19 protein-coding genes are annotated in these 23,430 nt (G+C 61.4%); 10 read left to right on the forward strand and 9 right to left on the reverse strand.

The window, feature by feature from the left end:
- Nucleotide 1: 1 nt before the first annotated feature.
- From ACOYR4_RS22695 to ACOYR4_RS22705, 3 genes are read right to left on the reverse strand one after another with little or no spacing between them, the layout of a single operon-like run.
- On the reverse strand, nucleotides 2-1,240 hold the full coding sequence (locus ACOYR4_RS22695; RefSeq protein ID WP_422848154.1) for a restriction endonuclease subunit S: 1,239 nt from the start codon (nucleotides 1,238-1,240) through the stop codon (nucleotides 2-4).
- The gene (locus ACOYR4_RS22700) at nucleotides 1,237-3,135 is read right to left on the reverse strand and encodes an ATP-binding protein (protein ID WP_422848155.1); all 1,899 of its coding nucleotides are present in this window, start codon (nucleotides 3,133-3,135) and stop codon (nucleotides 1,237-1,239) included. The genes ACOYR4_RS22695 and ACOYR4_RS22700 overlap by 4 nt, the downstream gene beginning before the upstream one ends.
- Nucleotides 3,132-5,108 carry a type I restriction-modification system subunit M gene (locus ACOYR4_RS22705; RefSeq protein ID WP_422848156.1) on the reverse strand — a complete coding sequence of 659 codons (1,977 nt, stop codon included), beginning with the start codon at nucleotides 5,106-5,108 and terminating at the stop codon, nucleotides 3,132-3,134. The genes ACOYR4_RS22700 and ACOYR4_RS22705 overlap by 4 nt, the downstream gene beginning before the upstream one ends.
- Before the next feature lie 193 nt (nucleotides 5,109-5,301).
- Here ACOYR4_RS22705 and ACOYR4_RS22710 point away from each other — a divergent pair, with 193 nt between their 5' ends.
- Nucleotides 5,302-6,723 (forward strand): DUF2130 domain-containing protein, encoded by a 1,422-nt coding sequence (locus tag ACOYR4_RS22710; protein ID WP_422848157.1) that lies wholly within the window; start codon nucleotides 5,302-5,304, stop codon nucleotides 6,721-6,723.
- 115 nt (nucleotides 6,724-6,838) lie between these two features.
- Here ACOYR4_RS22710 and ACOYR4_RS22715 read toward each other — a convergent pair whose 3' ends face one another.
- Nucleotides 6,839-7,435, reverse strand: a complete 597-nt coding sequence (locus tag ACOYR4_RS22715; protein ID WP_422848158.1) for a flavin reductase family protein — start codon at nucleotides 7,433-7,435, stop codon at nucleotides 6,839-6,841.
- A 325-nt stretch (nucleotides 7,436-7,760) separates the two neighbouring features.
- On the opposite strand from ACOYR4_RS22715, the gene ACOYR4_RS22720 reads away from it, so the two are divergent.
- Nucleotides 7,761-8,144: a VOC family protein gene (locus ACOYR4_RS22720; RefSeq protein WP_015016318.1), complete on the forward strand. Its 384-nt coding sequence runs from the start codon at nucleotides 7,761-7,763 to the stop codon at nucleotides 8,142-8,144.
- Here the strand turns inward: ACOYR4_RS22720 and ACOYR4_RS22725 are convergent, their stop codons facing one another.
- The 4 genes from ACOYR4_RS22725 to ACOYR4_RS22740 form a co-directional block, all read right to left on the reverse strand.
- Nucleotides 8,145-8,756, reverse strand: coding sequence for a hypothetical protein (locus ACOYR4_RS22725; RefSeq protein ID WP_295936602.1), 612 nt, complete (start codon nucleotides 8,754-8,756; stop codon nucleotides 8,145-8,147).
- A gap of 24 nt (nucleotides 8,757-8,780) precedes the next feature.
- Entirely contained in the window at nucleotides 8,781-9,602 is an 822-nt protein-coding gene (locus ACOYR4_RS22730; RefSeq protein WP_422848159.1) for a DUF899 domain-containing protein, read from the reverse strand.
- A 197-nt stretch (nucleotides 9,603-9,799) separates the two neighbouring features.
- Nucleotides 9,800-10,492 carry a DUF5074 domain-containing protein gene (locus ACOYR4_RS22735; protein ID WP_422848160.1) on the reverse strand — a complete coding sequence of 231 codons (693 nt, stop codon included), beginning with the start codon at nucleotides 10,490-10,492 and terminating at the stop codon, nucleotides 9,800-9,802.
- Nucleotides 10,493-10,536: 44 nt separating this feature from the next.
- Nucleotides 10,537-11,796 (reverse strand): helix-turn-helix domain-containing protein, encoded by a 1,260-nt coding sequence (locus tag ACOYR4_RS22740; protein WP_422848161.1) that lies wholly within the window; start codon nucleotides 11,794-11,796, stop codon nucleotides 10,537-10,539.
- A gap of 111 nt (nucleotides 11,797-11,907) precedes the next feature.
- Here ACOYR4_RS22740 and ACOYR4_RS22745 point away from each other — a divergent pair, with 111 nt between their 5' ends.
- The 5 genes from ACOYR4_RS22745 (at nucleotide 11,908) to ACOYR4_RS22765 (ending at nucleotide 14,807) form a co-directional block, all read left to right on the forward strand.
- The gene (locus ACOYR4_RS22745; protein WP_291441790.1) at nucleotides 11,908-12,516 is read left to right on the forward strand and encodes a class I SAM-dependent methyltransferase; all 609 of its coding nucleotides are present in this window, start codon (nucleotides 11,908-11,910) and stop codon (nucleotides 12,514-12,516) included.
- A complete protein-coding gene (locus ACOYR4_RS22750) occupies nucleotides 12,513-13,262 on the forward strand; it encodes a tRNA-uridine aminocarboxypropyltransferase (RefSeq protein ID WP_422848162.1) in 750 nt (249 codons plus the stop codon). The genes ACOYR4_RS22745 and ACOYR4_RS22750 overlap by 4 nt, the downstream gene beginning before the upstream one ends.
- The gene (locus ACOYR4_RS22755) at nucleotides 13,259-13,744 is read left to right on the forward strand and encodes a GNAT family N-acetyltransferase (protein WP_422848163.1); all 486 of its coding nucleotides are present in this window, start codon (nucleotides 13,259-13,261) and stop codon (nucleotides 13,742-13,744) included. The genes ACOYR4_RS22750 and ACOYR4_RS22755 overlap by 4 nt, the downstream gene beginning before the upstream one ends.
- A gap of 169 nt (nucleotides 13,745-13,913) precedes the next feature.
- Nucleotides 13,914-14,165, forward strand: a complete 252-nt coding sequence (locus ACOYR4_RS22760) for a hypothetical protein (protein WP_015016323.1) — start codon at nucleotides 13,914-13,916, stop codon at nucleotides 14,163-14,165.
- Nucleotides 14,166-14,234: 69 nt separating this feature from the next.
- Nucleotides 14,235-14,807, forward strand: a complete 573-nt coding sequence (locus ACOYR4_RS22765; protein ID WP_422848164.1) for a DUF1439 domain-containing protein — start codon at nucleotides 14,235-14,237, stop codon at nucleotides 14,805-14,807.
- Between the two features lie 25 nt (nucleotides 14,808-14,832).
- On the opposite strand, the gene ACOYR4_RS22770 is transcribed toward ACOYR4_RS22765, so the two are convergent.
- Nucleotides 14,833-14,958, reverse strand: a complete 126-nt coding sequence (locus tag ACOYR4_RS22770; protein ID WP_422849706.1) for a hypothetical protein — start codon at nucleotides 14,956-14,958, stop codon at nucleotides 14,833-14,835.
- A gap of 140 nt (nucleotides 14,959-15,098) precedes the next feature.
- Between ACOYR4_RS22770 and ACOYR4_RS22775 the strand changes: the two genes are divergently transcribed.
- From ACOYR4_RS22775 to ACOYR4_RS22785, 3 genes are read left to right on the forward strand one after another with little or no spacing between them, the layout of a single operon-like run.
- Entirely contained in the window at nucleotides 15,099-18,485 is a 3,387-nt protein-coding gene (locus ACOYR4_RS22775) for a helicase-related protein (RefSeq protein ID WP_422848165.1), read from the forward strand.
- A 2-nt stretch (nucleotides 18,486-18,487) separates the two neighbouring features.
- On the forward strand, nucleotides 18,488-21,805 hold the full coding sequence (locus ACOYR4_RS22780; RefSeq protein WP_422848166.1) for an Eco57I restriction-modification methylase domain-containing protein: 3,318 nt from the start codon (nucleotides 18,488-18,490) through the stop codon (nucleotides 21,803-21,805).
- Nucleotides 21,762-23,306: an ATP-binding protein gene (locus ACOYR4_RS22785; RefSeq protein WP_422849699.1), complete on the forward strand. Its 1,545-nt coding sequence runs from the start codon at nucleotides 21,762-21,764 to the stop codon at nucleotides 23,304-23,306. Before ACOYR4_RS22780 ends, ACOYR4_RS22785 begins: the two co-directional genes overlap by 44 nt.
- The last annotated feature ends 124 nt before the right edge of the window (nucleotides 23,307-23,430 follow it).

Here is a 23,430-nt window from a genome sequence, read left to right on the forward strand (position 1 = left end):
GTCATGTGCCCAGATCGAGTTGCCCAGTGACTGCTGCCGAAATCAGCGCAGAGCGTCTCTCTTGTAAGAGGTTGATGGTCTTTTCCGTTGCCAAAGCAAACGCATCAATCTTCTGCGTTTCTTGTTTGATGTGTGCAACGATGGCTTGTTGCTCTTCCTTCGGGGGCACGGGCAACCAAGCTTCATACAAGCCCTCGGGGTACAACCGCATGCGGGATGACCAAACACCTTTGGAGTAGCGAGTAATTTCCTCTGCGAAGCGGGGCGTGCGTACCAGCAAGTCGATGTATTCCGGGTCCAACTCAGGCACTGGCTGGTACACGTTGTAGGCGGGACTCACGATCCCAGGCTGACGGGTCACGCCCATCGCACCCATCCAAGCCCAAAGGGTGTTGATGACTAAATCGCCAGTCTCGCAGCGCTTATAGCCTTCCAGACTTTCTGCCATGAACATGTTGACGTTCTTTTCTGAGCGACTGGTAACGCCGGTCAGGTGGGACACTGAAAGCAGTTCCTCATCGCCACTTTCAGAACGGACATCACGTTCTTTAAACAACCACTTGGCACGTTCTGTATTCCAGTGTGCTGGGATGTTCCCAAGCCACGGAATGCCGGTGTCTTTAATTGGGACTTCAGAGTCTGGCCCTCTTGATACTGCATGGGTGATGAGTGTTCGCTTCTTCTCTGCAAGCAGATCCAACAGATGATTTTTACCCTCGATAAGTCTGTCAAGTGCGTTCGTGTGCCGATCAAGGAACGCCACCACTCGCTTTTGAGTCGGTATTGGGGGCCAATCGATGTACTTGTTTCCTAGCTTGTGACGGCTAAGCTCAATCTGGTTGGTTGCCCCATCAGAGCATTCAACAGTGATTTCCTCCTGCTGAATGCTGAGTACGTAGAACAGATAGCGTGGCTCGAAACGCCCTGTGGCATCACGAATAATCGTCACGTGCCCGTCGGCAAACATTGGTGAAGTTGGCTCTTCACGAACATGGGCAACACGACCGAGCGTTCCGGTACCGGTGGAATTAATCAGAACATCATTTTGTTGAAGCCATGAGGTAATGCGCCCAATGTCTTCTGGGTCGTGCAGCTTCCTCTTCGATAGATCAATACCCGAGGGTTGCACACATGCTTGGTTGATGACCGTTACACCATTTGAATCGACATATGTTGGTGCGTCACCACGCTGAATGTAGTCAGCAACGTATTTCAGTTTTATGCGTTTTGCAGCGTTCATTCCCCAACCTCCACCGCCCGATACGCTTGCTGCGGATCATTCGGCTCCTGCGGGTTGGTCATGGTCAGGCGCCCTTCACGCATCAGCGGACGCAAATAACTCTGCCGCACCACTTCCGGGTTGCGGCGCAGCACAGTAGACAACTCATCTGCGCTCCAGGCGCGCACTTGGCAAAGGGCCACAACCACATCCTGCAGCTCCTGAGGAGGGTGACGCTTGCCTACAGCTCCCACTTTGGCGGCCAGCGCGCCGGGAATGCCGTCCAGCAACTGGCTGCGCAGGGCTTCGTCATATTTGTCAGCGGGGTTGCTGGATAAGGGCTCTGGGTTACTAGGCAAGGCTGGGGGGTTACTAGATAAGCCGTCTGACTCACTAGATAAGGCCTCGGGGTTACTGGTTAGGCCCTTGTCTAGCAACCTGTCGGTGGGCACGTAGTAAGTGGCTGAGCCGCGCCCTTTCTGGGCCAGCAGCCCAGCATCACGCAGCCGGCGCAGGGCTTGGCTGGCGGTCAGGGTATCCACCTTGGTCAGCTCGCGGTAGGTGCCGTTGTTGATGGCACCGGCCTCGCGCACCACGATCAGAGCCTTGGCCTCATCTTCATTGAGCTGCAGGTCTTTGAACTGCGCCAGCCAGGCGATGTCTTCCGCGCCCAAGAAGTGGTGGAAGAAGTAACGGGCTACAAACTGGTCGTTGCCCCGGTCGGATTCAAACAAGGGCGGGGTCAGGCCCGCTTGCTCCATGCTCTCGCGCATCACGCGTATGCCGCTGCCTTTGGTTTCGGCCAGTCGCGTGTCGTATAGCGCAGCGGCAATTTTGGGGTTGCGCAGTTGCGAGCCGGGCTCGCCCAGGTGGTCTTGCGACTTGAGGGAGAAACCGGGGTTGCGTATCTCCAGCCGGTTGGCGTAGCGAATGATTTGCACCGGGCTGTGGCTGCGGTAGCTGCGGTGCATCAGCGCGTTGACCAGTGCCTCACGGATCACGCGCAGGGGGATGGCGGGTGTGTCGCGCCGTTGCAGGTCGCCTTCATGCAAAGCAAAGCCTTTGGGCAGGTCGTCCAGAATGGCGGCCTGGGCGCGGCGCACCAGGCGCAGCAGCGGGTCACGCAGGTCTATGGTGTCAAAGCGGCGGTCAGGGTCGGGCACCCATTCGCGGCCAGGCACGCGGATGTAGTCCACCCGCATCATGGGGAAGCAGCGGCGCAGCGTCACAGGTTTGCCAAACAGCATGACACCGGCCACGGTGGGCTGCCAGGCACCGTGTGGATTGCGCCGGATGCAGCCCAGCGATTGCAGCAGGTCTTCATCGCTCCAGCGCAGTTCTTCGGCATCGGGGTTGGCTTGGGCGCGGGACTGGCGATAGTCGGCAATGGCTTCGGGTTGCAAGTCGTCTAGCGTGGTGTCTGCCACCAGGGTGCCGTCAAAGCTTTCTTGTTGGCGGCCTTGGTAAAAGACGGCCAAGTCGTCATCGGTGCAATGCTGGTCTGTGCTGCTGATGCGGCGCAACGCCCCTTTGGGCAAGCCCTGGGCTTTAAAGAAGATGGGTTTGTCTTGCGGCTGTGCCTCTGGCACATGCACCACCAGAAGGGCTTTGCCATTGACGGTTTCGGTGCTGATCTCAACCCGCACAGGTTGGTTAAAGGTGTTGCGGCATTGGGTGGCAATCTCTGCGCCCAGCTTTTCGGGCTGCTCTATGCCTTCTGCCTCATACGAGGGGAACAACGCCATTTCTTCACGCACTACGCCCAGCAGCAGCCATCCACCGCCCAAGCCAGGCTCGTTGGCAAACGCGCAGATGGTTTCCAAGACCGACTTACCCAGTTCAGAGGCACGCTTGGCCTCAATGCGCTCGTTCTCGTCGAGCAGGTTGAGGCTTTCCAATAGCTCAAGTGCCGTCACGTGGTGACCTCGCGCAGCAGTTGCAAAATTTCTTCTTCGGCCTTCTTCAGGTCCGCATCGATCTCGGCCAAGGGGCGCGGAGGGGTGAAGCGGTAAAAGTGCCGGTTGAAGTTGATCTCGTAGCCGACCTTGGTCTTCTCGTACTCTATCCAGGCGTCGGGCACATGGGGAAGCACTTCACGTGCGAAATAGGTCTGCACGTCTTCCTTGAGGGGTACGTTTTCAAAGTCGCGCAACTTGGGGTCTGCTTCGTATTGGATATGCGCACCGGATTTTTTGACGATGACAGCTTGAGCCTTGGGGTCAACTTCAGTAAAGGCATCGCGAAACGCCTTGGCTTGTGGGGCACGCCATTTGCTGTCTCGTGCCTTGAGCAGTGACTGCACCTGCTTCCAGACGGCATTCCAGTCTTGACTGGCGTCACGACCCAGGGCTTTGTCGATGGCTTGCAAGTCGTCCAGCAGGTCGGGGCAGGCGTCCAGGAAACGCTCTTTCCGTTCCAGCGAAATCTGGAAGCTCAGTCGCAAGGGCCGTTCAATGGTCAGGCGGTTGTAGCCAAAGTCTTCGTTGTCAAAAACCTTGTTGGTGTCGCTGGCCTGCATGTTGCCGTACTCACGAACGATGTCGGCAATGTGCGCTTCTGAAAATTCGCGACGCTTGTCTCCCAGACTGCGGCGCAGTGGCTGCCAGCGCTCACGGGCGTCAATGAGCTGGATCTTTCCTCTGCGGCGTAGTTCTTTGCGGTTGGTGACGATCCAGACATAGGTGCCAATGCCGGTGTTGTAAAACATTTGTTCTGGCATGGCGACGATGGCTTCCAGCCAGTCGTTTTCAATGATCCATTTGCGAATTTCGCTTTCACCAGAGCCTGCGCCACCGGTAAACAATGGTGAGCCGTTGAACACAATGGCCAGCCTAGAACCATCCAGACTTTTGGCGGAATCTACCTTTTCAAACTTGCTGACCATGTGCTGCAAAAACAGCAGCGCGCCGTCGTTCACACGCGGGGTGCCCGCGCCAAAGCGACCAGCGAATCCCGACTTCTCATGCTCGCGCACCACCTCCTTTTGCTGACGTTTCCAGTCCACACCAAAAGGAGGATTGGCAAGGAAGTAGTCGAAACGCTCCTCAGGGAATTGATCATCGACTAGCGTGTCACCAAATTTGATCGTAGAGGTTTCAGCGCCATTCGGATCTGTACGCATCAGTAGATCAGATGCAGCAACCGCATAGGATCGGGGATTGAAGTCCTGACCATACACATAGAGCTTGGCACCCAAGCCGTGTTCATGAAGATACTTCCTCGCCTCTGAGAGCATGCCACCCGTACCGCATGTAGGGTCGAGCATTTTCCGAACGGTGTTTGGCTTGGTTAGCAAATCGTCATCGTGCATAAACAATAAATGCACCATGAGCTTGATGACCTCACGAGGTGTGAAGTGATCACCTGCCGTTTCATTGGCTTGTTCGTTGAATCGCCGAATCAGGTCTTCGAACAACAGGCCCATCTCGATGTTGTCCACCACGCTAGGGTGTAGATCAACTTCGCAAAACTTCTTAATGACCAGGAACAGAATGTTGTGTTCCTTCATCCGCTCAATTTCGTGGCTGAACTCAAAGCGATCAAAAATCTTACGGACGTTTTCAGAAAATCCGTTGATGTATGAAACCAGATGCAGGTGGGCGTTATCTGGGTCGCCACGCAATTTTTCAAAGCTGAGGGGCGAGTGGTTATGAAACCGTTGGCCAGACACCTTATTCAAAACCCGATCCAGCGCAGCGCCTTCATGTTTGTCTTTTACCTGTACATATTTGGCCAGCACCGCTTCTTTTGTGCTTTCCAAAACGCAGTCGAAACGGCGCAAGACCACCAGGGGCAACATAACCCGTTCGTACTGCGGTGCGCGATAAGGGCCGCGCAAAAGGTCTGCAATGGTCCAAATGAAGTTGGATAGTTCGTGGCTTTTGCTCATCCCTTGATTCTCACACTACTTGACCAGTAAGTACGCTTTACTGAGCCTCACCGCCCAGCCTCGCCAGGCCCCCAAACACCAGCTTGTCATTGATCTCCCTCAGCGCCGTATCCACTGAGCATTTCCAGTCTTCGCCCACAAACGCCGATATGCTTAGGTGGCAATCAGCCCCTATAAAAAATCCCCATCTCCCATGCACGAAATCATCTGCCCCCATTGCAGCAAAGCCTTCAAGATCGAGGAGGCGGGGTATGCCGACATCCTCGAGCAGGTGCGTGATGGCGAGTTTGAGCAAGCTTTGCACGAGCGGCTGGAGCTGGCCGAGCGCGAAAAGCGCGACGCGATTGCCTTGGCCAAGGCGGAGGTGACCAATGCGCTGCAAAAGGCTGCGGCGGCCAAAGACACCGAGATTCAGGCACTGAAAGCCCAGCTGGACGCGGGCGAGGTGGAGCGCAAGCTGGCCGTCACAGAAGCCTTGGGCGCGGTGAGTAAGGAGCGCGATGCGCTGGCCAACGAGCTGGCCCAGGCACGCAGCGCGCAGCAGGCTGCAGCCCAGTTGGCCGAGGCCAAGCTGGCCCATGCGCTGCAGGCCGAAGCCGCCAAGAAGGACGCCGAGATTCAGGCGCTGCAAGCCAAGCTGGCGGCCAGCGATGTGGCGCGCCAGTTGGCGGTGACGGAGGCGGTGAACCAGGCCGTGGGCGTGGTGGCTCAGGAGCGCGATGCCTTGAAGGGCGAGCTGAGCCTCATCACCGTCAAGAACCAGTTGGAAGAGAAAGCCATCAAGGAGCAATTTGCCCTGCAGTTGCGCGACCGCGAAGGCGAGATTGAGCGCCTGCGCGACATGAAGGCGCGGCTATCGACCAAGATGGTGGGCGAGACGCTGGAGCAGCACTGCGAGATTGAGTTCAACCGCATCCGTGCGGCGGCGTTTCAGCGCGCGCACTTTGACAAGGACAACGACGCTCGCACCGGCAGCAAGGGCGACTACATCTTCCGCGAGGCGGATGAGCAAGGCACCGAGATCGTTTCCATCATGTTTGAGATGAAGAACGAGAGCGATGAGACGGCCACCAAGAAGCGGAACGAAGATTTCTTGAAAGAGCTGGACAAGGACCGCACCGAGAAGGCGTGCGAATACGCAGTGCTGGTGTCGCTGCTGGAGCCGGAGAGCGAGCTGTACAACAGCGGCATCGTGGATGTGTCGCACCGCTACCCCAAGATGTATGTGGTGCGGCCGCAGTTCTTTGTGCCGCTGATCACGCTGCTGCGCAATGCGGCGCTCAACTCGCTGAAGTACAAGTCCGAGCTGGCGATGGTGCGTTCGCAGAACCTGGACATCACCAAGTTTGAGACGCAGCTGGATGAGTTCAAAACCGCGTTTGGCCGCAACTGGCGCCTGGCGTCAGACGGGTTCGAGGAGGCCGTCAAGCGCATTGACGAGGCCATCAAGGACCTTGAGAAGACCAAGGAAGCTCTGCACAAGTCAGCGAACAATTTGCGCCTGGCCAACGACAAGGCCGAGGACCTGACGATCAAGAAGCTCACACGCGGCAACCCGACGATGGCGGCCAAGTTTGCGGAGTTGAAGCAGGTGGGAATGTTGGACGGGGAGTGAGACAGGGCGGCGCGGTGGACGGTGCGCGGCCGGGCGTTGCACCCCCATCACTGCAGACGGTGATCAGGAGCCCGCACTGCCTGCCGCAGCGGCGACGCGCCCCCTGCACTCGGGCTCACACCCTGACGGAAGCCCCCGTCGCATAAAACTGCCCACCCGCCACGTAGTGCAGCGTGCGCAGGTCATCCGGCGCGGCGTCGAACTCCCAGTGCCCGTTGCGGAACACACGATCGTCGGCCCAGGCGGCCACAACTTCGCCGATGAAGAGGTCGTAGGCCTGCTGGTTGTGCGGCTCGGGGACCACGCGGCACAGCAGCCAGGCGGCGCAGCCTTGCACCAGCGGGGGCGTGGTCTGCGCGGACTGACCCGGTGCTTCAAATAACGCCACGCCATGGCGCTGCAGCTTGTCGGGCATGGTCTTGGCGGTGTCGGTGCCCAGGGCAACGGTGAGCGCTGCCAGGGGCACGGTGGGCAGCTGCAGTGCAAAGAAGCCGCTGGCCTCCACCAGCTCGCGCGTGCGCGTCGCCTTGTCGAGCACCACGGTGACCTTGGGTGGCGCAAAGTCCAGTGCGCAGGCCCACGATGCGGCCATGACGTTGTGCTGGCCTGCATGGGTGGCCGACGCCAGCACGACGGGGCCGTGGTTGAGCAGCCGGTAGGCCTTGTCGAGGGGCACCGGGGTGAAGTGGGGCGGGGAAGCAGTGGGCAGCATGGGGTGTGATAGTTTGTTCAACGGGCAATACGAGGGGATGGGGTGGCGCGCGGAAGCTATTGGCGCTGCGGATGCTTGCTATAAATTAGATAGCTATTCGGGCATGTTGTACTAGCGCTATGGCGCATTTTTGCCTCAAACCGGCTTCCATGCAGCCTGTGTGGACGCCCGGGGGCCGCAGAGGCTACCGCCAAAAGGCGCCCCAGCCAGAGTGCCGCACAGGGGCTTGTGGCACGCCCCTGTGATGGCGATAGCCACCCGCTAACATGCCACCGCCAACCGTTGGCCACAACCCGCCCCTTGAGGGGCTTACAGGAGACGATGAATGTTCAGTCATGTGATGGTCGGTGTGAACGACCTGGAGCGGTCCAAGAAGTTTTATGACGCGCTGCTGGGCACGCTGGGTGTGCCGCCCGGGGTGGCCAACAAGAACCGCTACTTCTATCGCGGCCCCACCGGTACCTTTGGCATCACCACCCCCATCAACGGCGAGCCCGCCACCTTTGCCAACGGCGGCACCATCGGTTTTGCCATGCAGTCGCCCGAGCAGGCTGACGCCTTTCATGCTGCCGGCGTAGCCAACGGCGGCGTTACCTGCGAAGACCCACCCGGCTGGCGCGAAGGCCCCGGCGGCAAGCTGTACCTGGCGTACCTGCGCGACCCGGACGGCAACAAGATCTGCGCTCTGCACCGCCCGGCCAAGGCCTGATCAGCGGGCAGGGCCGCCGCTGCAACGCCGGTGGCGCTGCAGCCAGCGCTGGGCGGCCTGCACAGCTTGGCAGGCCGCAGCGGCCGTGGCCCCGGTGACGGCCAGCATGGCCAGGATGTGAACACCCAGCGCGGCCTGCGCCAGCAGCAAGGGGGTGGAGAGCCCGCCACCCGCTGGAGCCGCCCCACCTGCTGCGCCATCGCTCCCGCACAGCGGGGCCAGCGCAGGCACCAGTGCCAGCCCGGCACCGTGCACCGTGGCTGCCCCAAAGGACCAGACTGCCATGCCCACGGGCCCGGCCTGCTTGCGCAGGCGATGCCACACCGCCGCCGGCCAATGCGCGCGAGTGAGCACTACCACCCCACCCAGGCCGCCCGCTACCGCCAGCAGCGCGGATGGAGACAACGATAGCCCCCACACCGCCGCAGCCGCCGCCAATGCCACGGCGGCCAGGTGCCCGCAGGCCATGGGCAGGAGTGCGCGCAGCGGCATGCTGCGGTCGTTGGCGTGCAGGCTGCAGGCGGTGGCCAGCCCCCAGCCCGTGAGGGGGTTGAGCCCGTGCAGTGCGCCCATGGCAGCGATGGCCAGCCAGGGCCAGAGGGCGGCGTCCATGGCCGCACTCCGCGCGGTGTGTGGTCAGCCCCGTGCGGCGCAGCAACCACCCGGCGCCGTGTGGGCCGGTGAAGGCTGGGGCGCCTGTGCGGCTGGCGTCGCTGCGGAGCCAGTCAGTGGCTGGGAAGGCGCATACCGGTTGTGGTGGCGCACCCAGTCCATGGGGTAGGCGGAGTTGGTCTCCTGGCGGCCTCGGGGCGTGAGGTCCAGCAGCTGGTAGGTGCCCATCATGGCCTCCACGCCGCGCCCGAAGGTGGAATAGGCATGGAACACTTCGCCCGCATCGTTGCGCACAAACACGCTGATACCCGGCGCCTCATCGGCAGGAAAGGGCCGCATGCCGTAGTTGTAGAGCACCTCGCCATTGCCGTATGCGCGCTGCTCGGACGTGAAGCTCACGGCAAAGTCGTGGTTGAAGTCGCTGCCGTGCGATGACGCCCAGCGGAACTGCCAGCCCATGCGCTGGCGAAAGCGCTCGATCTCGGCCAGCGGCGCGCGCGACACGGCGAGCACCGATACATCGCGGTGCTGCAGGTGCAGCTCCATGCCGCCCATGTGGTCGGCCATGAAGGAACAGCTAGGGCAGCCCTGCTCCCACCCCGGGCCGAACATGAAGTGCTGCACCAGCAACTGGCTGCGGCCATCGAACAAGTCGGCCAGGGCGCGCGGGCCCTGCAGCGTATCCAGCGTGTAGTGCTTGTCCACGCGGGTCCAAGGCAGTGCGCGGCGCTGCGCGGCGACCTCGTCATGTAGACGGGTCAGCGCCTTCTCGCGGGCCAGCAGTGCATGGCGCTGGGCCAGCCATTGGTCGGCAGAAACCACGGGGTGGGGGGTGGGTGCGTTCATGGGGGTGCTCCTTATGTAAGAGGTGGACGGCGTAGCGGGATGGAAAAGGGCTTTGGGATGCAGCGCAGGCAGGCGCGCACCCATCCTCGGCCTGCGGTATCGCGTGATGCGCACAGGGCCTGTGGTTGCCAGGGTGGTGGAGGTTGCGGCGGGGCGCCGCCCCATTCAAGAGGTCAAGAAGTCAGGAGGTCAAGGCCTCAGGGGCGGGCCGCTTTGGGCCGGCGCACGGCGCGGACCTTGCCGCTGCCGCCGCCCCCGCAGTAGAAGAGGTCGGCGCCGTCGGATTCGAGGCCGCTCACGCCCACGCCTTGCGGCATGTCGAGCTGCTGCAGCACGGCGCCGGTGGCGGGGTCGATGTGGCGCAGCGTGCTCTCGTCACCCTCCCAGGTGCCATGCCACATCTCGCCGTCCACCCAGGTCACGCCGGTCACGAAGCGGTCGGACTCGATGGTGCGCCGGATGGCGCCGGTGGCGGGGTCGATCTGGTGGATCTTGCGGTCGCGGTACTGGCCCACCCACAGGCTGCCTTCCGCCCAGGTGAGGCCCGAGTCGTTGCCGTTGCCCGGGGCGGGGATGGAGGCCACCACCTGGCCGGTGGCGGGGTCGATCTTGTCGATGCGCGCCTCGGTGATCTGGTACAGGTGTTTGCCGTCAAACGCGGTGCCGGCATCGCTGGCCACGGGCAGCGTGCGCCGGGTCTCGCCCGTAGCGGCATCAAAGGCCACCAGGTGCGCCCCCGTGGCCGCCCAGACATGCTGGCCGTCGTGCGTGACGCCATGCACGCTGTCTGCACCCGCAAAGGGGCCGTATTCGCGCACGATTTCGGCGGGTTGTGAGGGGTGACTGCGGCCGGTGGCGAGTGTCGGTTCGTCGTGGGTGCGTGCGGTCATCGTTGGCTCCTGTAGGGTGGCCCGGTGGGGGCTTGGCGTCCACTTTAGGCAATTGGCAGCGCAGCAGGGAGTAACAAGATCGTCGTGAATCCGGACAGCGGCGGTGCCAGCCAGCGCTGCGCACGCGCGCGGCCGATGGAGCGCACCCGGCCTTGTTCTTCCAGCTCGGCCAGCGCGCGCTGCACGGTGCGCTGGCTCGCGTCCACAGCCAGCGCCAGCGCCGATGTGGACCAGGCTGCCCCGTCCGATAGCAAGGCGAGCAACGCCGCCTGCTCGCCATCGATGGGCGGCGCCAGCACCACCACCGGCCGCGCATCCAGGGGCTGCAGCGCAAAGCCGCGCGCCGTGGCCTCGATGCGCGCCAGCGGCCGCAGGAGCGCGCGCAGGCGCCCCACCTCCACCCGCAGTCGCGCGCGGTGGGTGTCGTCCGGGTGGCGGGTACGGAAGGCCTGGGCAATCAATACCTCACGCTCTGCATCGCCGGGCCAGGCCTGCGCCAGCGCGCGGGCGAGGGCAAACAGGATGGGTCGGCGTGCCAGGGGTTGCCACACGGCAGCGGCGTCTGGGGCAGATGGGGCCGCGCCCACCCCCACACAGCGCCGGCACGCATCCACCACCAGCGCGCCAGACGCGAGCAGGTCGGCCACCTCTGACAGGCGCAGCGGCTGGTCCACCCCGGCCCCCACGCGGCGCGCTGCGGGCTGGTCCAGCAGGGCGCGTGCCTGCGCCACCTCGGCCTGCAGGGCCGGTACGCGGGCTTGCAAAGCGGCCTCTTGCGCACGGTCCAGCGCCGCGCGGGCGGCGGCCATATGCAACGAGCGCAGCGCCAGTTCTGCGCAGGTCAGTTCGGCCATGGCCCGCAGGGCGGGGGGCAGGTTGCCCGCCGGGGGGGCGGCCGCCAGGGCATCCATGGCCGCTGCAGCTTCGTCCAGGCGGCCGATGCGCAGCAGCCGCCGCGCCGCAATCAGTCGCGCCTGGGCGGCGTTGGCGGTGTCCCCATGGGCTTGTAGCGTGTCGGCGGCCTCCAGCAGCGGGTGGGGTGACCCGCCGAGGTCGCGCATGGCCAACGCCACCTCGGCCTCGGCCACCACGCAGCGGGCGCGCGCCTGGGCTTCGTGGGCGCCGAAGGCACGCGCCGCCTGCCGCAGCAAGTCGCGCGCATGGGGGTACTCGCCCAGCTGCGCCATGGCAATGCCGCGCAAGGCCAGGGCGGGCGGGTCGTCGCGCAGGGCCACGCGCTTGAGGGCGCCCAGCGGGTCCCCGGCAGCCAGGGCGCGGGCGGATGCGGAGATCAGCGAATCCATGGGCCACAGACTACACGCCCGCCCCAGCCGCCGCCACGCGCTCGCCAGGCACCCGGCCGGGTGCGGGATACTCTGGCGCTTTGCTGCTTTCTCCGCCACAAGGACCGTCCATTGAAATCCGCCAGTGCCACCACCTTCGACGAGGCCTACTACCAGCGCTTCTATTTCGACAAGAAAACCAGCGTGGTGGACCCGCAGCACATGGAGCGCCTGGGCACCTTTGTGTGCAGCTACCTCAAATACCTGCGTGTACCGGTGCGCCGCGTGCTCGACGTGGGCTGCGGCATCGGGCTGTGGAGGGACATCATGGCGCAGCACTTTCCCGCCGCCAGTTACCAGGGCGTGGAGTTCAGTCCCTACCTGTGCGAGCGCTTTGGCTGGCAGCAGGGCTCGGTGGTGGACTATGCGGCAAGCGAGCCGTTCGACTTTGTTATCTGCCAGGGGGTGCTGCCCTACCTGAGCCCGCCCGACCTGAAGGCCGCCCTGCACAACCTGGGCCGCCTGAGCCGGGGTGCGCTGTACATCGAAGCCGTCTCGCGCGAGGACTACGAGCGCGACATCATCGACGAAGACATCACTGACAACCGCGTGTTCCGCCACCGGGCCGATCTCTACCGGCGCGGGCTGCAAGAGGGCGCCATCGAGCTGGGCGGCGGCGTGTGGCTCAGCCGCAAGGCGGAGGTGCCGCTGTTTGCGCTGGAGCAGGCAGGCGGCCAGTGAACGACTCCACGCCCCCCGCCCCCCATGCGGTAGCCCGCCTGCGCGCCGAGCGCCTGGCCCGCAGTGCCAAGCCCTTTCTGGCCCGTGGCGGCCCCAAGGGCGAGCGCTGCGCGGGTTGCCGCCTGGTGCCCAGCCACTGCATCTGCGCGCTGCGGCCCGCGCTGCCCACGCGCGCAGGCATGTGCCTGCTGATGGCGGACATCGAGCCCCTCAAGCCCAGCAACACCGGCTGGCTGATCGCCGACGTGGTGGCCGACACCCATGCGTTTGGCTGGGCGCGCACCGAGGTGCACCCCGGGCTGCTGGCGCTGCTGGCCGACCCGCAATGGCAGCCGTATGTGGTGTTCCCCGGCGAATTCGTGGCGCCCGAGCGCGTGGTCACGCAGGTGGCCCAGGCCGAGGGCACGCGCCCGCTGTTCGTGCTGCTCGACGCCACCTGGCCCGAGGCGCGCAAGATGTTCCGCAAGAGCCCCTACCTCAACCACCTGCCCGTGCTGAGCCTGCAGCCTGAGCAAATCTCGCGCTACAACCTGCGCCGGTCCACGCGCATGGACCACTTCTGCACCTCCGAGGTCGGCGCGCTGTGCCTGGAGCTGGCGGGCGAGCTGCGCGCCGCGCAGGCGCTGGAGGCGTACCTGGACGTGTTCACGCACCACTACCTGCAAGCCAAGCACCAGTTGCCGGTGGCGGCGGACGATGCCACGCACCTGCGGCTGCACGCCGTGCTGCAGGGGGATGCGGCATGACGCAGGCCTGGCAGATCCGCCCTTTTCGTGTGGGTGACGAAACGGCCCTGCGCACGGTGTTCCACGCCTCGGTGCACGGGTTGGCACACCCCTACTACACGCCCGCACAGCTGCAGGCCTGGGCACCTGCCGACCACGACACCCAGGCCTGGGCCGAGCGCATGCGCGCCAACCGGCCATGGATCGCCGAGGCCGCCAACGGCGTCATCGCAGGCTTTGCAGACCTGCAGCCGGATGGCACCATCGACATGTTTTTTGTAGCACCGGCGTTTGCACGCCAGGGGGTCGCCAGCGCGCTGATGGCCCGCCTGCATGCCCAGGCGGCACAGCAGGGGCTGCGGCACCTGAAGGCCTGTGTGAGCTTGGCGGCCGAACCCTTCTTTGCCACCCAGGGCTTTGCCGTGGAAGAACGCCAGGCGGTGGAACGCGCAGGCATCGTGCTGCACAACGCGCGCATGGGCAAGGTGCTGGCCCGTCAATAGACGCTTCATTTTTGATAGCATTTTGTGCATATTTTTCTAGCGCTTGGAAGCGTTTTGGTCACTCATCGCTCCCGAAACACATCCCCACGGGCCGCCATTGCCTTACAGTAGCCGCCCCACCGCACCCTCCCGCCTACCCTTCAAAACGGCCAGCCCGGCCGCCCCCACCATGACCAAAGACCTGGCCCGCCAACGCGAACTGCAACCCATGGCCCTGTGCGAGCCCTGCCAGGGCATCCAGCGCAACTGGCGCAAGGCGCCCGGCCACGCCGAGCTGGTGCAGCGCGGCAACCGCAAGGAAGACCGCGACGACGGCACCGTCACCATCACCCGCTACGTGTGCGACCGCTGCGGCACCGCGTGGGAGTACGAGAACGACAAGAACAACCAGCGGGCGGGCTGGTCGGTGGTGGGGCGCTGAGCGCAATCTGCGCCGGGGCACCTTTTCGCGGCCTCGAAGTCACACCGGTTTTTTTGCCGGAGAACGCCCATGCTGCATCGCCGACGATTTCTGACCGCCGCCACTCGTGGCCTCGCCCTGGGCGGCGCGGCACTGCTGGTGGCGCGGGGCGCACAGGCCCAGCCCAGCTACACCGTGCCCCTGGCGCAGCTGCAGTCCATGGTGGACCCCAAATTTCCCCGCAGCGTGCCCGTACAAGGCCTGTTCAACCTGACCGTGCAGACGCCCCACCTGCGCCTGCTGCCCGAGGTGAACCGCCTTGGCGCGGCCATGGCGCTCGACGTGGCCGGCCCGGCTTTGCGGCGCAGCTACCCCGGCAGTCTGGATGTGGAGTTTGCGCTGCGCTACGAGGCCAGCGACCGCACGCTGCGCGCCCACCAGATCCAGCTGGGGCGCATGGAGTTTCCCGGACTGCGCCCGGCAGTGAACGAGTTGCTCAACGCCTACGGCCCACAGCTGGCCGAGCAGTCGCTGCGCGAGGTCACGCTGCACCAGCTGCGCCCGCAAGAGACGGCGGTTTTTGACGGTCTGGGCTTGCAGCCTGGGCCCATCACCGTGACGACCAAAGGGCTGACCGTGGCATTTGTGAGCAAGGCGCCCTGAGAGCCTGCCATGGGCGCCCGCGCGCTCAGCCGGGCGATTTGGATTTGTTCAGATACGGCGCCAGATACCGCCCTGTGTGGCTGGCCGGGTTGGCCGCCAGTTCTTCGGGCGTGCCCACACCCACCACCGTGTCACCACCCTCAGAGCTCATTTCGATGAATAGATGGTCCCATTAACAAACGGAGACCTCGACATTCAAGCACTTCCGCGTTGTTTCGCAAAAATGGATGGCAGCTGAGTCAGCCATAAAGGCACAATGCTCCACTCCATTTGTTCGCTCATTACGCCTGCATGTCTCGCATTTTTGACAATATCCAACAAGATCTTTTAGGCGCGCTGCGGTCTTCGTTGAGCGTCTCCAAACGTGCAGATTTTTGTGTGGGCTACCTCAACTTACGTGGGTGGCAAGCCGTCGATGATTTAGTGCAGCCTTGGAATCCGCAGGATGGACAGGTCTGCCGTGTTTTGGTGGGCATGCAGCGTCCACCCCATGATGAGATTCGGGCGCTGTATAACCACGCCGCCGACGAAGGGCTGATAGACAACGCTACCGCCAGTCGGCTGAAGATGCAGTTTGCTGCGCACTTGCGCGAGCAAATCACCTTAGGGATTCCAACGGGGCAAGACGAGGCTGGCCTGCGCCGCCTGGCGCGACAACTGCGCAGCGGTCAAGTGGTGGTGAAGCTTTTCCTTCCCTATCCACTGCATGCCAAGCTCTACCTACTGTTTCGTGACGATGTCAACAACCCCATCACCGGTTTTGTAGGTAGCAGTAACCTCACCCTAGCTGGGCTCTCAAAGCATGGTGAGCTGAATGTCGATGTGCTGGATCACTTGGGTACCCAGCATCTTTCCCAGTGGTTCGATAAGCGTTGGGCAGACCGATGGGCGCTGGATGTATCTACTGACCTGGCAACCATCATCGAGAACAGTTGGGCACGGGAAGAGACCATTTCTCCGTACCACATCTATCTGAACATTGCGTACCACCTCAGCACCGAAGCGCGCGCAGGCTTGAGCCAGTTCCGCTTACCCGCCCGCTTTGAGCAAGATCTGTTTGAGTTTCAAAAAAGCGCTGTCAAGATTGCCGCCCGGCACTTGCATCGCCGTGGCGGCGTGATGATCGGCGACGTGGTGGGCCTTGGGAAAACCATGATGGCCACCGCCCTGGCCCGCATGTTTGAGGACGACCTGGGCTACGAAACACTCATCATTTGCCCCAAAAACTTGGAGCCGATGTGGGAGCACTACCGCACAGAATACGGCTTGCGCGGCATGGTGTTGCCAGTGTCGCAGGTCACCAAAAAGCTGCCCAACCTCAAGCGCTACCGCTTGGTACTCATTGACGAAAGCCATAACCTGCGCAACCGCGAAGGTCGGCGCTACAAAGCCATTGCGGAATACATCAAGAGCTGCGATGCCAAAGTCATCCTGCTGACCGCGACGCCATACAACAAGACCAAGCACGACCTTTCTGCCCAATTGCGCCTGTTCATTGATGAGAAGGCAAACATCGGTATCCGCCCCGAGCGGCACATGCGCAAATACGGAATCAGTGAAGCCGAGTTTGAGCGCAAGAACCAATGCCGGGTGCACTCCATCCTTGCCATTGAAAAAAGCGACGAGTTCGACGACTGGCGCGAACTGATTCGCCTGTACATGGTGCGCCGCACGCGCAGCTTTATCCTTCAGCACTACACCGAGGCCGACAAGCATGGCCGCCGCTTCATCAGCGGCAAAGACGGAGAAAGACGCTACTTCCCCGTGCGCAAGCCGCTTTCCGTCACTTTTGCGGTGGATGAAAGTGACACGGCGGACCGCTATGCACGCCTGTACTCACGTGAGGTGGTAGACCAGATCAACGCTCTGCACGTGCCACGCTACGGACTGGGCCTGTACCTCAACCCACAGGAGGAAAAGCAGGCCACACCGTCCGAGCGCAAAATTCTTGACAACCTGGGCCGTGCAGGCAAGCGACTTATGGGCTTTTGCCGCACCAATCTGTTCAAGCGCCTGGAGTCCAACGGGTTCTCCTTCTTGCAATCCATTGACCGGCACGTTCTGCGCAACCAGGTCTATCTGTACGCCATTGAAAATGGCCTGGACCTACCCCTGGGCGTGCTGGACGCTGGTCTGCTCGACATCGAACGGGTAGACGAAGACGCCGAAGGCCTGGAAGGGGATACCGAAGACCTGCTGGACGGCCTGTTTGACGCCGTAACCGATGAAGACGGCGTGCCCAGCGATATGGCCCGCGCCAAGGCGGTGTACGAGCAGTACGTGCGCGACTACAAAAAGCGCTTCAAATGGATCCGCCCCACATTGTTCAAAGCCAAGCTGGCGGAAGACCTGGCGCACGACACCCAGCGATTGACCGAGCTACTCAACAGCCAAGGCCCTTGGGATGCAGACAAAGACCACAAATGGCAGGCCCTGCATAAGCTGCTCACGCAAACGCATGGCAAAGACAAGGTGCTCATCTTTACCCAGTTCGCTGACACCGCGCGCTACCTCGCCCGCGAGGCCCGCAAAGCAGGTATCAGCCATATAGCACTGGCCACGGGCGCCAGCGCAGACCCTTACGACATAGCCTGCCGGTTCAGCCCCAAGTCCAACAACAAGAGCGTGAGCAAGGCCGATGAGGTGCGCGTGCTCATCTGTACCGATGTGCTCTCGGAAGGGCAGAACTTGCAAGACAGCAATGTGGTGGTCAACTTCGACCTACCCTGGGCCATCATCCGCCTCATACAACGTGCAGGCCGCGTAGACCGTATCGGCCAGCAGGCCGAAGAAATCCATTGCTATTCATTCCTGCCCGCTGATGGTGTGGAACAGCTCATTCAGCTGCGGTCTCGCATCCGCCAGCGCCTGAAAGAAAACGCCGAAGTGGTAGGCACTGACGAAGCCTTTTTTGAGGACGACGATGCCGCCACCATTCGGGACCTGTACACCGAAAAGCAAGGCGTGCTGGACGACAGCGACGACGAAGTGGATCTGGCCTCATACGCCTGGCAAATCTGGAAGCAGGCCACCCAAGACAACGCCGACCTGGCCCGCACCGTGGAGGCCTTGCCGCCCGTGGTGTATTCGGCCAAAGGCTTCGCGTTGGATGAAAGCCGCTTTCCGCTGCTGGGTGCGGACGCGGCCAAAGGCGGCGCGCTGGTGTATGTGAAATCTCCCGAAGGCAACGACCACCTGGCCTGGGTGGGTGCCAACGGCAAGACGGTGACAGAGTCGCAATTTACCGTGCTGCGCGCTGCAGAGTGCGAGCCTACGACCCCCGCCGTGCAGCGCCTGCCCCAGCACCACGACCTGGTGGCTACCGGCCTGCAACTGGCCGTTAGCCAAGACAAGGCCGTGGGCGGCGGCCTGGGTCGCCCCAGCAGCCCACGCCGCCGTACTTACGAGCGCCTCAAAGCCTACGCTACAGAGCAAATGCAAACCTTGTTCCGCGACGACGAGCTGGAACGTGCTCTGGACGACATGTACCAGCGCCCTCTGCTGGAGACAGCAGCTGACCTGCTCAACCGCCTGATGCGCAGCGGTGTGAACGACGCTGAGTTGGCTGAAGCCGTCAAGTCACTGCGCGAAGAAGGGCGGCTGACCTATGCCGAAGACGACGCCGCATTGAGGGAGCCCCGCGTGGTGTGCTCCATGGGATTGATCAGGGAAGAATAAACATGTCGGTTTTCAATCAAGAACACCTCAAGCACTACCGTTTCAAGAAACTCTTTATTGAAGATCTCGGCTGGGATATCCCCGAACAGCAGCTCCCTTTCAATGTGACTGTGGGTGAAGACACTTGGCTATTGGATATAGTCGCTCACAAAAGAAGTGTGCAGGTGCTGCACTGTCGACCTGGTGCCCAAGGCCAATTGCCCGATTACGCCACCCGCCAGAAGATCGAACGCAAGATCACGCCAGACGTGCGCGAACACCTAATCGTGTTCACCAATGAAGCCAAGACCGTCCAGGTCTGGCAATGGGTGACACGTCAAGCCGGCAAACCCGCTCAGTACCGCGAGGTGTTCTTCCGCCACGGCGAAGCGGCTGAACTGCTCGCGCAGAAGCTCAGTCGACTTCACTTTCTGCTGGATGAGGAGGATGGCCTCAACGTCATCAAGGTCACCGAGCGGCTTGATGATTCTGCGCCGCGCGACAAGGTCACGAAAAAGTTCTACAGCGAGTTTGAAAAGCAGCGCAAAGCCTTTGCTGCGTTCATTGAGGGCATACCCGCCGACAGCGAAGACCAGCGCTGGTACACCGCTGTCGTCATCGACCGCCTCATGTTCTTGTGGTTCTTGCAGGAAAAAGGGTTTCTGGATAACCAGCGCAAATACCTGCAACAACGGTTGCAAGCACACCTAGACGGTGACCACGCTCAAAGCTTTTACAAACGCTTCCTCTCGCCCTTGTTCTTCCAAGGCTTTGCGCAAGAGCGCACGCCTGAAACTGCTACCGCTATCCAGGCCGCGTTCGGTAACGTGCCGTACCTGAACGGTGGTCTGTTCGCCCAGCACGAGCTAGAACAGCGCTATGGCGAAGCGCTGGACATTGCCGACAACGCTTTCCAGAAGCTGTTTGCCTTCTTTGACGAATGGGAATGGCATCTGGACGAGCGGCCGCTCAAGAGTGGTAAAGAGATCAACCCCGACGTGTTGGGCTACATCTTCGAAAAGTTCGTCAACCAGAAGCAGATGGGGGCGTACTACACCAAAGAAGACATCACCGAATACATCGGCAAGAACACCATCATTCCGGCGCTGCTGGGCAAGGTGCGCGCCGAACACCCCGCCGCGTTCGATGCCCTGGCTTGGCCCTTGCTGCAGAGCAGTGGCGACGCCTACATCTACCCCGCCATGCTTAAGGGCGTGGACATTCCGTACCCGCCCGAGATTGCCAACGGCCTGGACACCGAAGTGCCCGACCTGCTGGCACGTCGCAAACCCTGGAACAAGCGCGCCGACGATGCGGTGAGCCTGCCTACCGAAATCTGGCGTGAAACCATTGCCCGCCACCAGCGCACGCGCGAAGTGCGGGCCAAGCTGGCGGCAGGGGAACTGCGCGAGGTGGGTGACCTCATCACCTGGAACCTCAATATCCGCCAGTTTGCCCAAGACCTGATCGAAGGCTGCACTGACGTGGCCTTGCTCAAGAGCTTCTGGTTCAACCTGGCCGGACGCTTGCCGCGCCACAGCCTCGAGAAATTCCGCCACGGCCTGAGCGTGCTGGACCCGACCTGTGGCTCTGGCGCCTTCCTGTTCGCTGCGCTCAACATCCTGAAACCGCTGTACGACGCCACGCTGCGCACCCTGCAGGCTGTTCGGGCCGATGCGTTGATGGCTGGTGACATCAGCACCCCAGAGAGTTGGGCCGAGGTAGACGAACTGCTCAATCGTTTTGCTGCCGCTGGTTCAGACCGCGCGCAAGACTACGCCGTTATCAAACACATCATCGTCCACAACCTCTACGGCGTGGACATCGAGAAACAGGCCACTGAAATCGCCAAGCTGCGTCTGTTCCTCAAGCTGGTGGCATTGCTTGAGCCTGGGGACGAGATTGAACCCCTGCCCGACATCGACTTCAACATCCGCCATGGCAATACCTTGGTGGGCTACGCCACGGCGGACGATACCGAGAAGGCCGTGAAAGGCGCTACTCAGGGCAATTTGTTCAGTGACGCGTGGGAAGACATCCGCATACGCTTGGTGGAGGTGGAGCAGCAGTACAACAACTTCCAGATTCAACAGGTCCAGCAGGGCGGGCATGTGTCGGCGGCGGATAAGCAGGCACTGGGTGCCGCGTTGTCAGAGCTGGAAGAAATGCTGAACTATCACTTGGCACGGGAGTACGGCGTTAACACGACCAAGGTAAAAGCATTTGACACTTGGAAAGTAAACCATCAGCCATTTCATTGGTATGTGGATTTCTATCCGCTAATGGCCGGTGGAGGGTTTGATGTTGTTATTGGAAACCCGCCGTATGTTCAAATTTCGGAGATATCGGACTATGGCGTGAGTCGATATTCATGTGCGGACTGTGGAAATCTGTACGCCGTTGTGCTGGAGCGCTGCGTCTCGTTGCTGCAAAATTCTGGCATAAGTGGCTACATTGTTCCTATATCTGCGATCTCGACAGATGGGTATAAATCCCTTCAGACTGTTTACGCCCCGTTCCGTGTTCATGCGAGCTGTTTCGATGACCGTCCTTCGCGATTGTTTGATGGGCTGGAACATATACGACTTGTGATCCTCTTGGCCGAGCGCTCCACATCCTCAGAATGGCGAACTAGTCGCTACTACAAGTGGACTGCTGAGGAGCGTCCGAGCCTTTTCGACAGAATCTCCTACTTCACCGCAGCAACATCTCCCATCGCTTACTCGATTCCGAAAATGGGAGCTTTGATTGAAAGTGAAATTCTTCAGAAAGTGATGACGTCTGGGAGACCAATCGCTTCGCACCTTGTCCGAGGAAGCCAAAATTCATTGAATTATTCGCGCAAGGTGGGGTACTTCCTTCAGGTCTTAGATTTTGAGCCAGTAGTTCTTAGTGGTGACGGAACTCGGCGACCGCCGAGTGAATTCAAGACGATTTTTTTTGACTCAGATGCCGAATCGAAAGCCAGCTTGGCATCGTTAAATTGCTCCCTTTTTTATTGGTTTATCACGCTGCTTTCAGATTGTCGCCATCTGAATAAGCGAGAGGTTGAGCGATTTCCGATTGCAACCGATTTTCTTGAACCGCCTCAGGCCACTTTAGTGAATGCGGCAGTTAGCGCGTTGATGCTTGACTTACAGAGTCAATCTGAAACTCGGGTGATGAAATTTCGCCATGACCAATTAACGGTTCAGTGCATATTGCCGAAGAAGTCATGGGCGGCGATACAGCGAATAGATCAGCTGATCGCGGAAGCCTTTAGGCTTTCTCCTGCCGAGGCCGACTACGTTGCAAGCTATGACCTCAAGTACCGACTGGGGCAAGGGGTTAGCGATGATTGACCTCTCTCTCGCCCAAGCCTCCGACCGCATCGCCAAGCTGCTGGTCACGCCCGAAAGCCGCACGCTCGACTTCAAGCGCATCAGCGACAAGCACAAGAAGATCATTGAGACTGTGTGTGCGTTTGCCAACTCAGAGGGCGGGTTACTCGCCCTGGGTGTGGGTGACGCTAAAGACCTGAGAGCCGGGGACAAGCCCCAAAGCCGGTTGTGGGGCGTGGAGGAAAACCCCGAAGGATTCGACGACTTGAGGCGTTTGCTGCTGCAGCGCTTCACCCCAGCCCTTCCTCGGCTGCATTGGCTGCGCATGCCTTGCACTTTGCGCGACGGTAAGCCCGGTCATGTCGTGTTGCTGCGAGTGGAAAAGAGCAACCAAGTGCACAGCGTGGTGGGCAATGGCACTTGGACGCGCATGGACGCCAGCAACCGCGAACTGAGCGCCGCTGAGATCGCAGACCTGACCTACCAGCGCGGTGTGAAGAGTGCCGAAACGCTGCCCATGCCAGTGGCGCTGGACCTGCTGCACACGGATGCGTGGCGCAGTTACTGCGCAACGCGCGGTTTGGCGGATGCGGATTTGTCTGTGCGCCTGCCCCGTTTGGGCTTGGCCATGTCGAATGATGGCGAGTTGCAGCCACTGCTGGCAGCCTTACTTCTCTTTGCTGATGAGCCTGGCGCTCTGCTGGCGGGGCAGGGCATGCGTGCGGACATTCGTGTGTTTCACTACAAAGGTAAGGCGGTCTTGCGCGGGGAAGTTCCTAACCTGTTGTTACCGCCCAAGACGATCACCGGCCCCGTGGTGGAGCAGATTGCCAAAGCCCAGGCCTATGTGCTGGAGCGCTTGGCCGTTGGGTTGACGATGGAAGGCTCTGGCTTCAAGACGCGCTACCGCTTCCCAGAGCGGGTGATCAAGGAGGCCATCACCAACGCGGTGCTGCACCGCGACTACCGGCTCAATCGGGATATCCAGATCCGCATCTTTGATGACCGGGTGGAGGTGGAGAGTCCAGGGAGGCTACCCGGCAACCTGACGCCAGCCAACATCGAGAAGACGGGCTCGGTGCCACGCAACAGTCTGCTGGCGCGGCATTTGCGCGAGTTTCCTAACCCGCCCAATGTGGATGCAGGCGAGGGCGTTCCCATGATGTTCGCGCAGATGTCTCAAGCCAAGCTGTACGAACCACTTTACCGGGAGCAGTTGGAGACCGCAGTGCCTGTGTTGGTGGTGACGCTGCTCAACGAAGAGCGCCCACCGCTATGGGTACAGGTGAGCGACTGGATTGACCGCAATGGCCCGATCACGAACAGCCGCCTGCGCGAGATATCGGGGTTGGACACACTGGCTGCGTCTAAACAACTCAAGCAGTGGGTGGGCCAGGGGGTGCTGGTAGCTTTGCCTGCCCCGTCACGCCAGCAGGCAAGCTACACCAAACCTGAGCTGATGGGGATGGTGGAACTGACAGGCTCATTATCTTTCGACTTAGATAATGAAGTTCAAAATTGAGAAAAATCTATAAAAATCAATGACTTGCAGATGAAACCATTATCCAGTTAGGCGTAAGAGACCTCCCCATGGGTGACTGACTGCTGAGCACAGTCGCGGCTGGCGGCCAGTAGCCCCAGTGGTA

This window comes from Acidovorax sp. M14 (assembly GCF_049331375.1).
Classification (GTDB): domain Bacteria; phylum Pseudomonadota; class Gammaproteobacteria; order Burkholderiales; family Burkholderiaceae_C; genus Acidovorax.

Coding starts and splice junctions, on each gene's coding strand:
- ACOYR4_RS22755 (WP_422848163.1), top strand. CDS start 13,259: ATGACGCAGGCCTGGCAGATCCGCCCTTTTCGTGTGGGTGACGAAACG.
- ACOYR4_RS22760 (WP_015016323.1), top strand. CDS start 13,914: ATGACCAAAGACCTGGCCCGCCAACGCGAACTGCAACCCATGGCCCTG.
- ACOYR4_RS22725 (WP_295936602.1), bottom strand. CDS start 8,756: ATGGACGCCGCCCTCTGGCCCTGGCTGGCCATCGCTGCCATGGGCGCA.
- ACOYR4_RS22775 (WP_422848165.1), top strand. CDS start 15,099: ATGTCTCGCATTTTTGACAATATCCAACAAGATCTTTTAGGCGCGCTG.
- ACOYR4_RS22730 (WP_422848159.1), bottom strand. CDS start 9,602: ATGAACGCACCCACCCCCCACCCCGTGGTTTCTGCCGACCAATGGCTG.
- ACOYR4_RS22720 (WP_015016318.1), top strand. CDS start 7,761: ATGTTCAGTCATGTGATGGTCGGTGTGAACGACCTGGAGCGGTCCAAG.
- ACOYR4_RS22765 (WP_422848164.1), top strand. CDS start 14,235: ATGCTGCATCGCCGACGATTTCTGACCGCCGCCACTCGTGGCCTCGCC.
- ACOYR4_RS22710 (WP_422848157.1), top strand. CDS start 5,302: ATGCACGAAATCATCTGCCCCCATTGCAGCAAAGCCTTCAAGATCGAG.
- ACOYR4_RS22770 (WP_422849706.1), bottom strand. CDS start 14,958: ATGAGCTCTGAGGGTGGTGACACGGTGGTGGGTGTGGGCACGCCCGAA.
- ACOYR4_RS22785 (WP_422849699.1), top strand. CDS start 21,762: ATGACCTCAAGTACCGACTGGGGCAAGGGGTTAGCGATGATTGACCTC.
- ACOYR4_RS22735 (WP_422848160.1), bottom strand. CDS start 10,492: ATGACCGCACGCACCCACGACGAACCGACACTCGCCACCGGCCGCAGT.
- ACOYR4_RS22780 (WP_422848166.1), top strand. CDS start 18,488: ATGTCGGTTTTCAATCAAGAACACCTCAAGCACTACCGTTTCAAGAAA.
- ACOYR4_RS22695 (WP_422848154.1), bottom strand. CDS start 1,240: ATGAACGCTGCAAAACGCATAAAACTGAAATACGTTGCTGACTACATT.
- ACOYR4_RS22740 (WP_422848161.1), bottom strand. CDS start 11,796: ATGGATTCGCTGATCTCCGCATCCGCCCGCGCCCTGGCTGCCGGGGAC.
- ACOYR4_RS22705 (WP_422848156.1), bottom strand. CDS start 5,108: ATGAGCAAAAGCCACGAACTATCCAACTTCATTTGGACCATTGCAGAC.
- ACOYR4_RS22715 (WP_422848158.1), bottom strand. CDS start 7,435: ATGCTGCCCACTGCTTCCCCGCCCCACTTCACCCCGGTGCCCCTCGAC.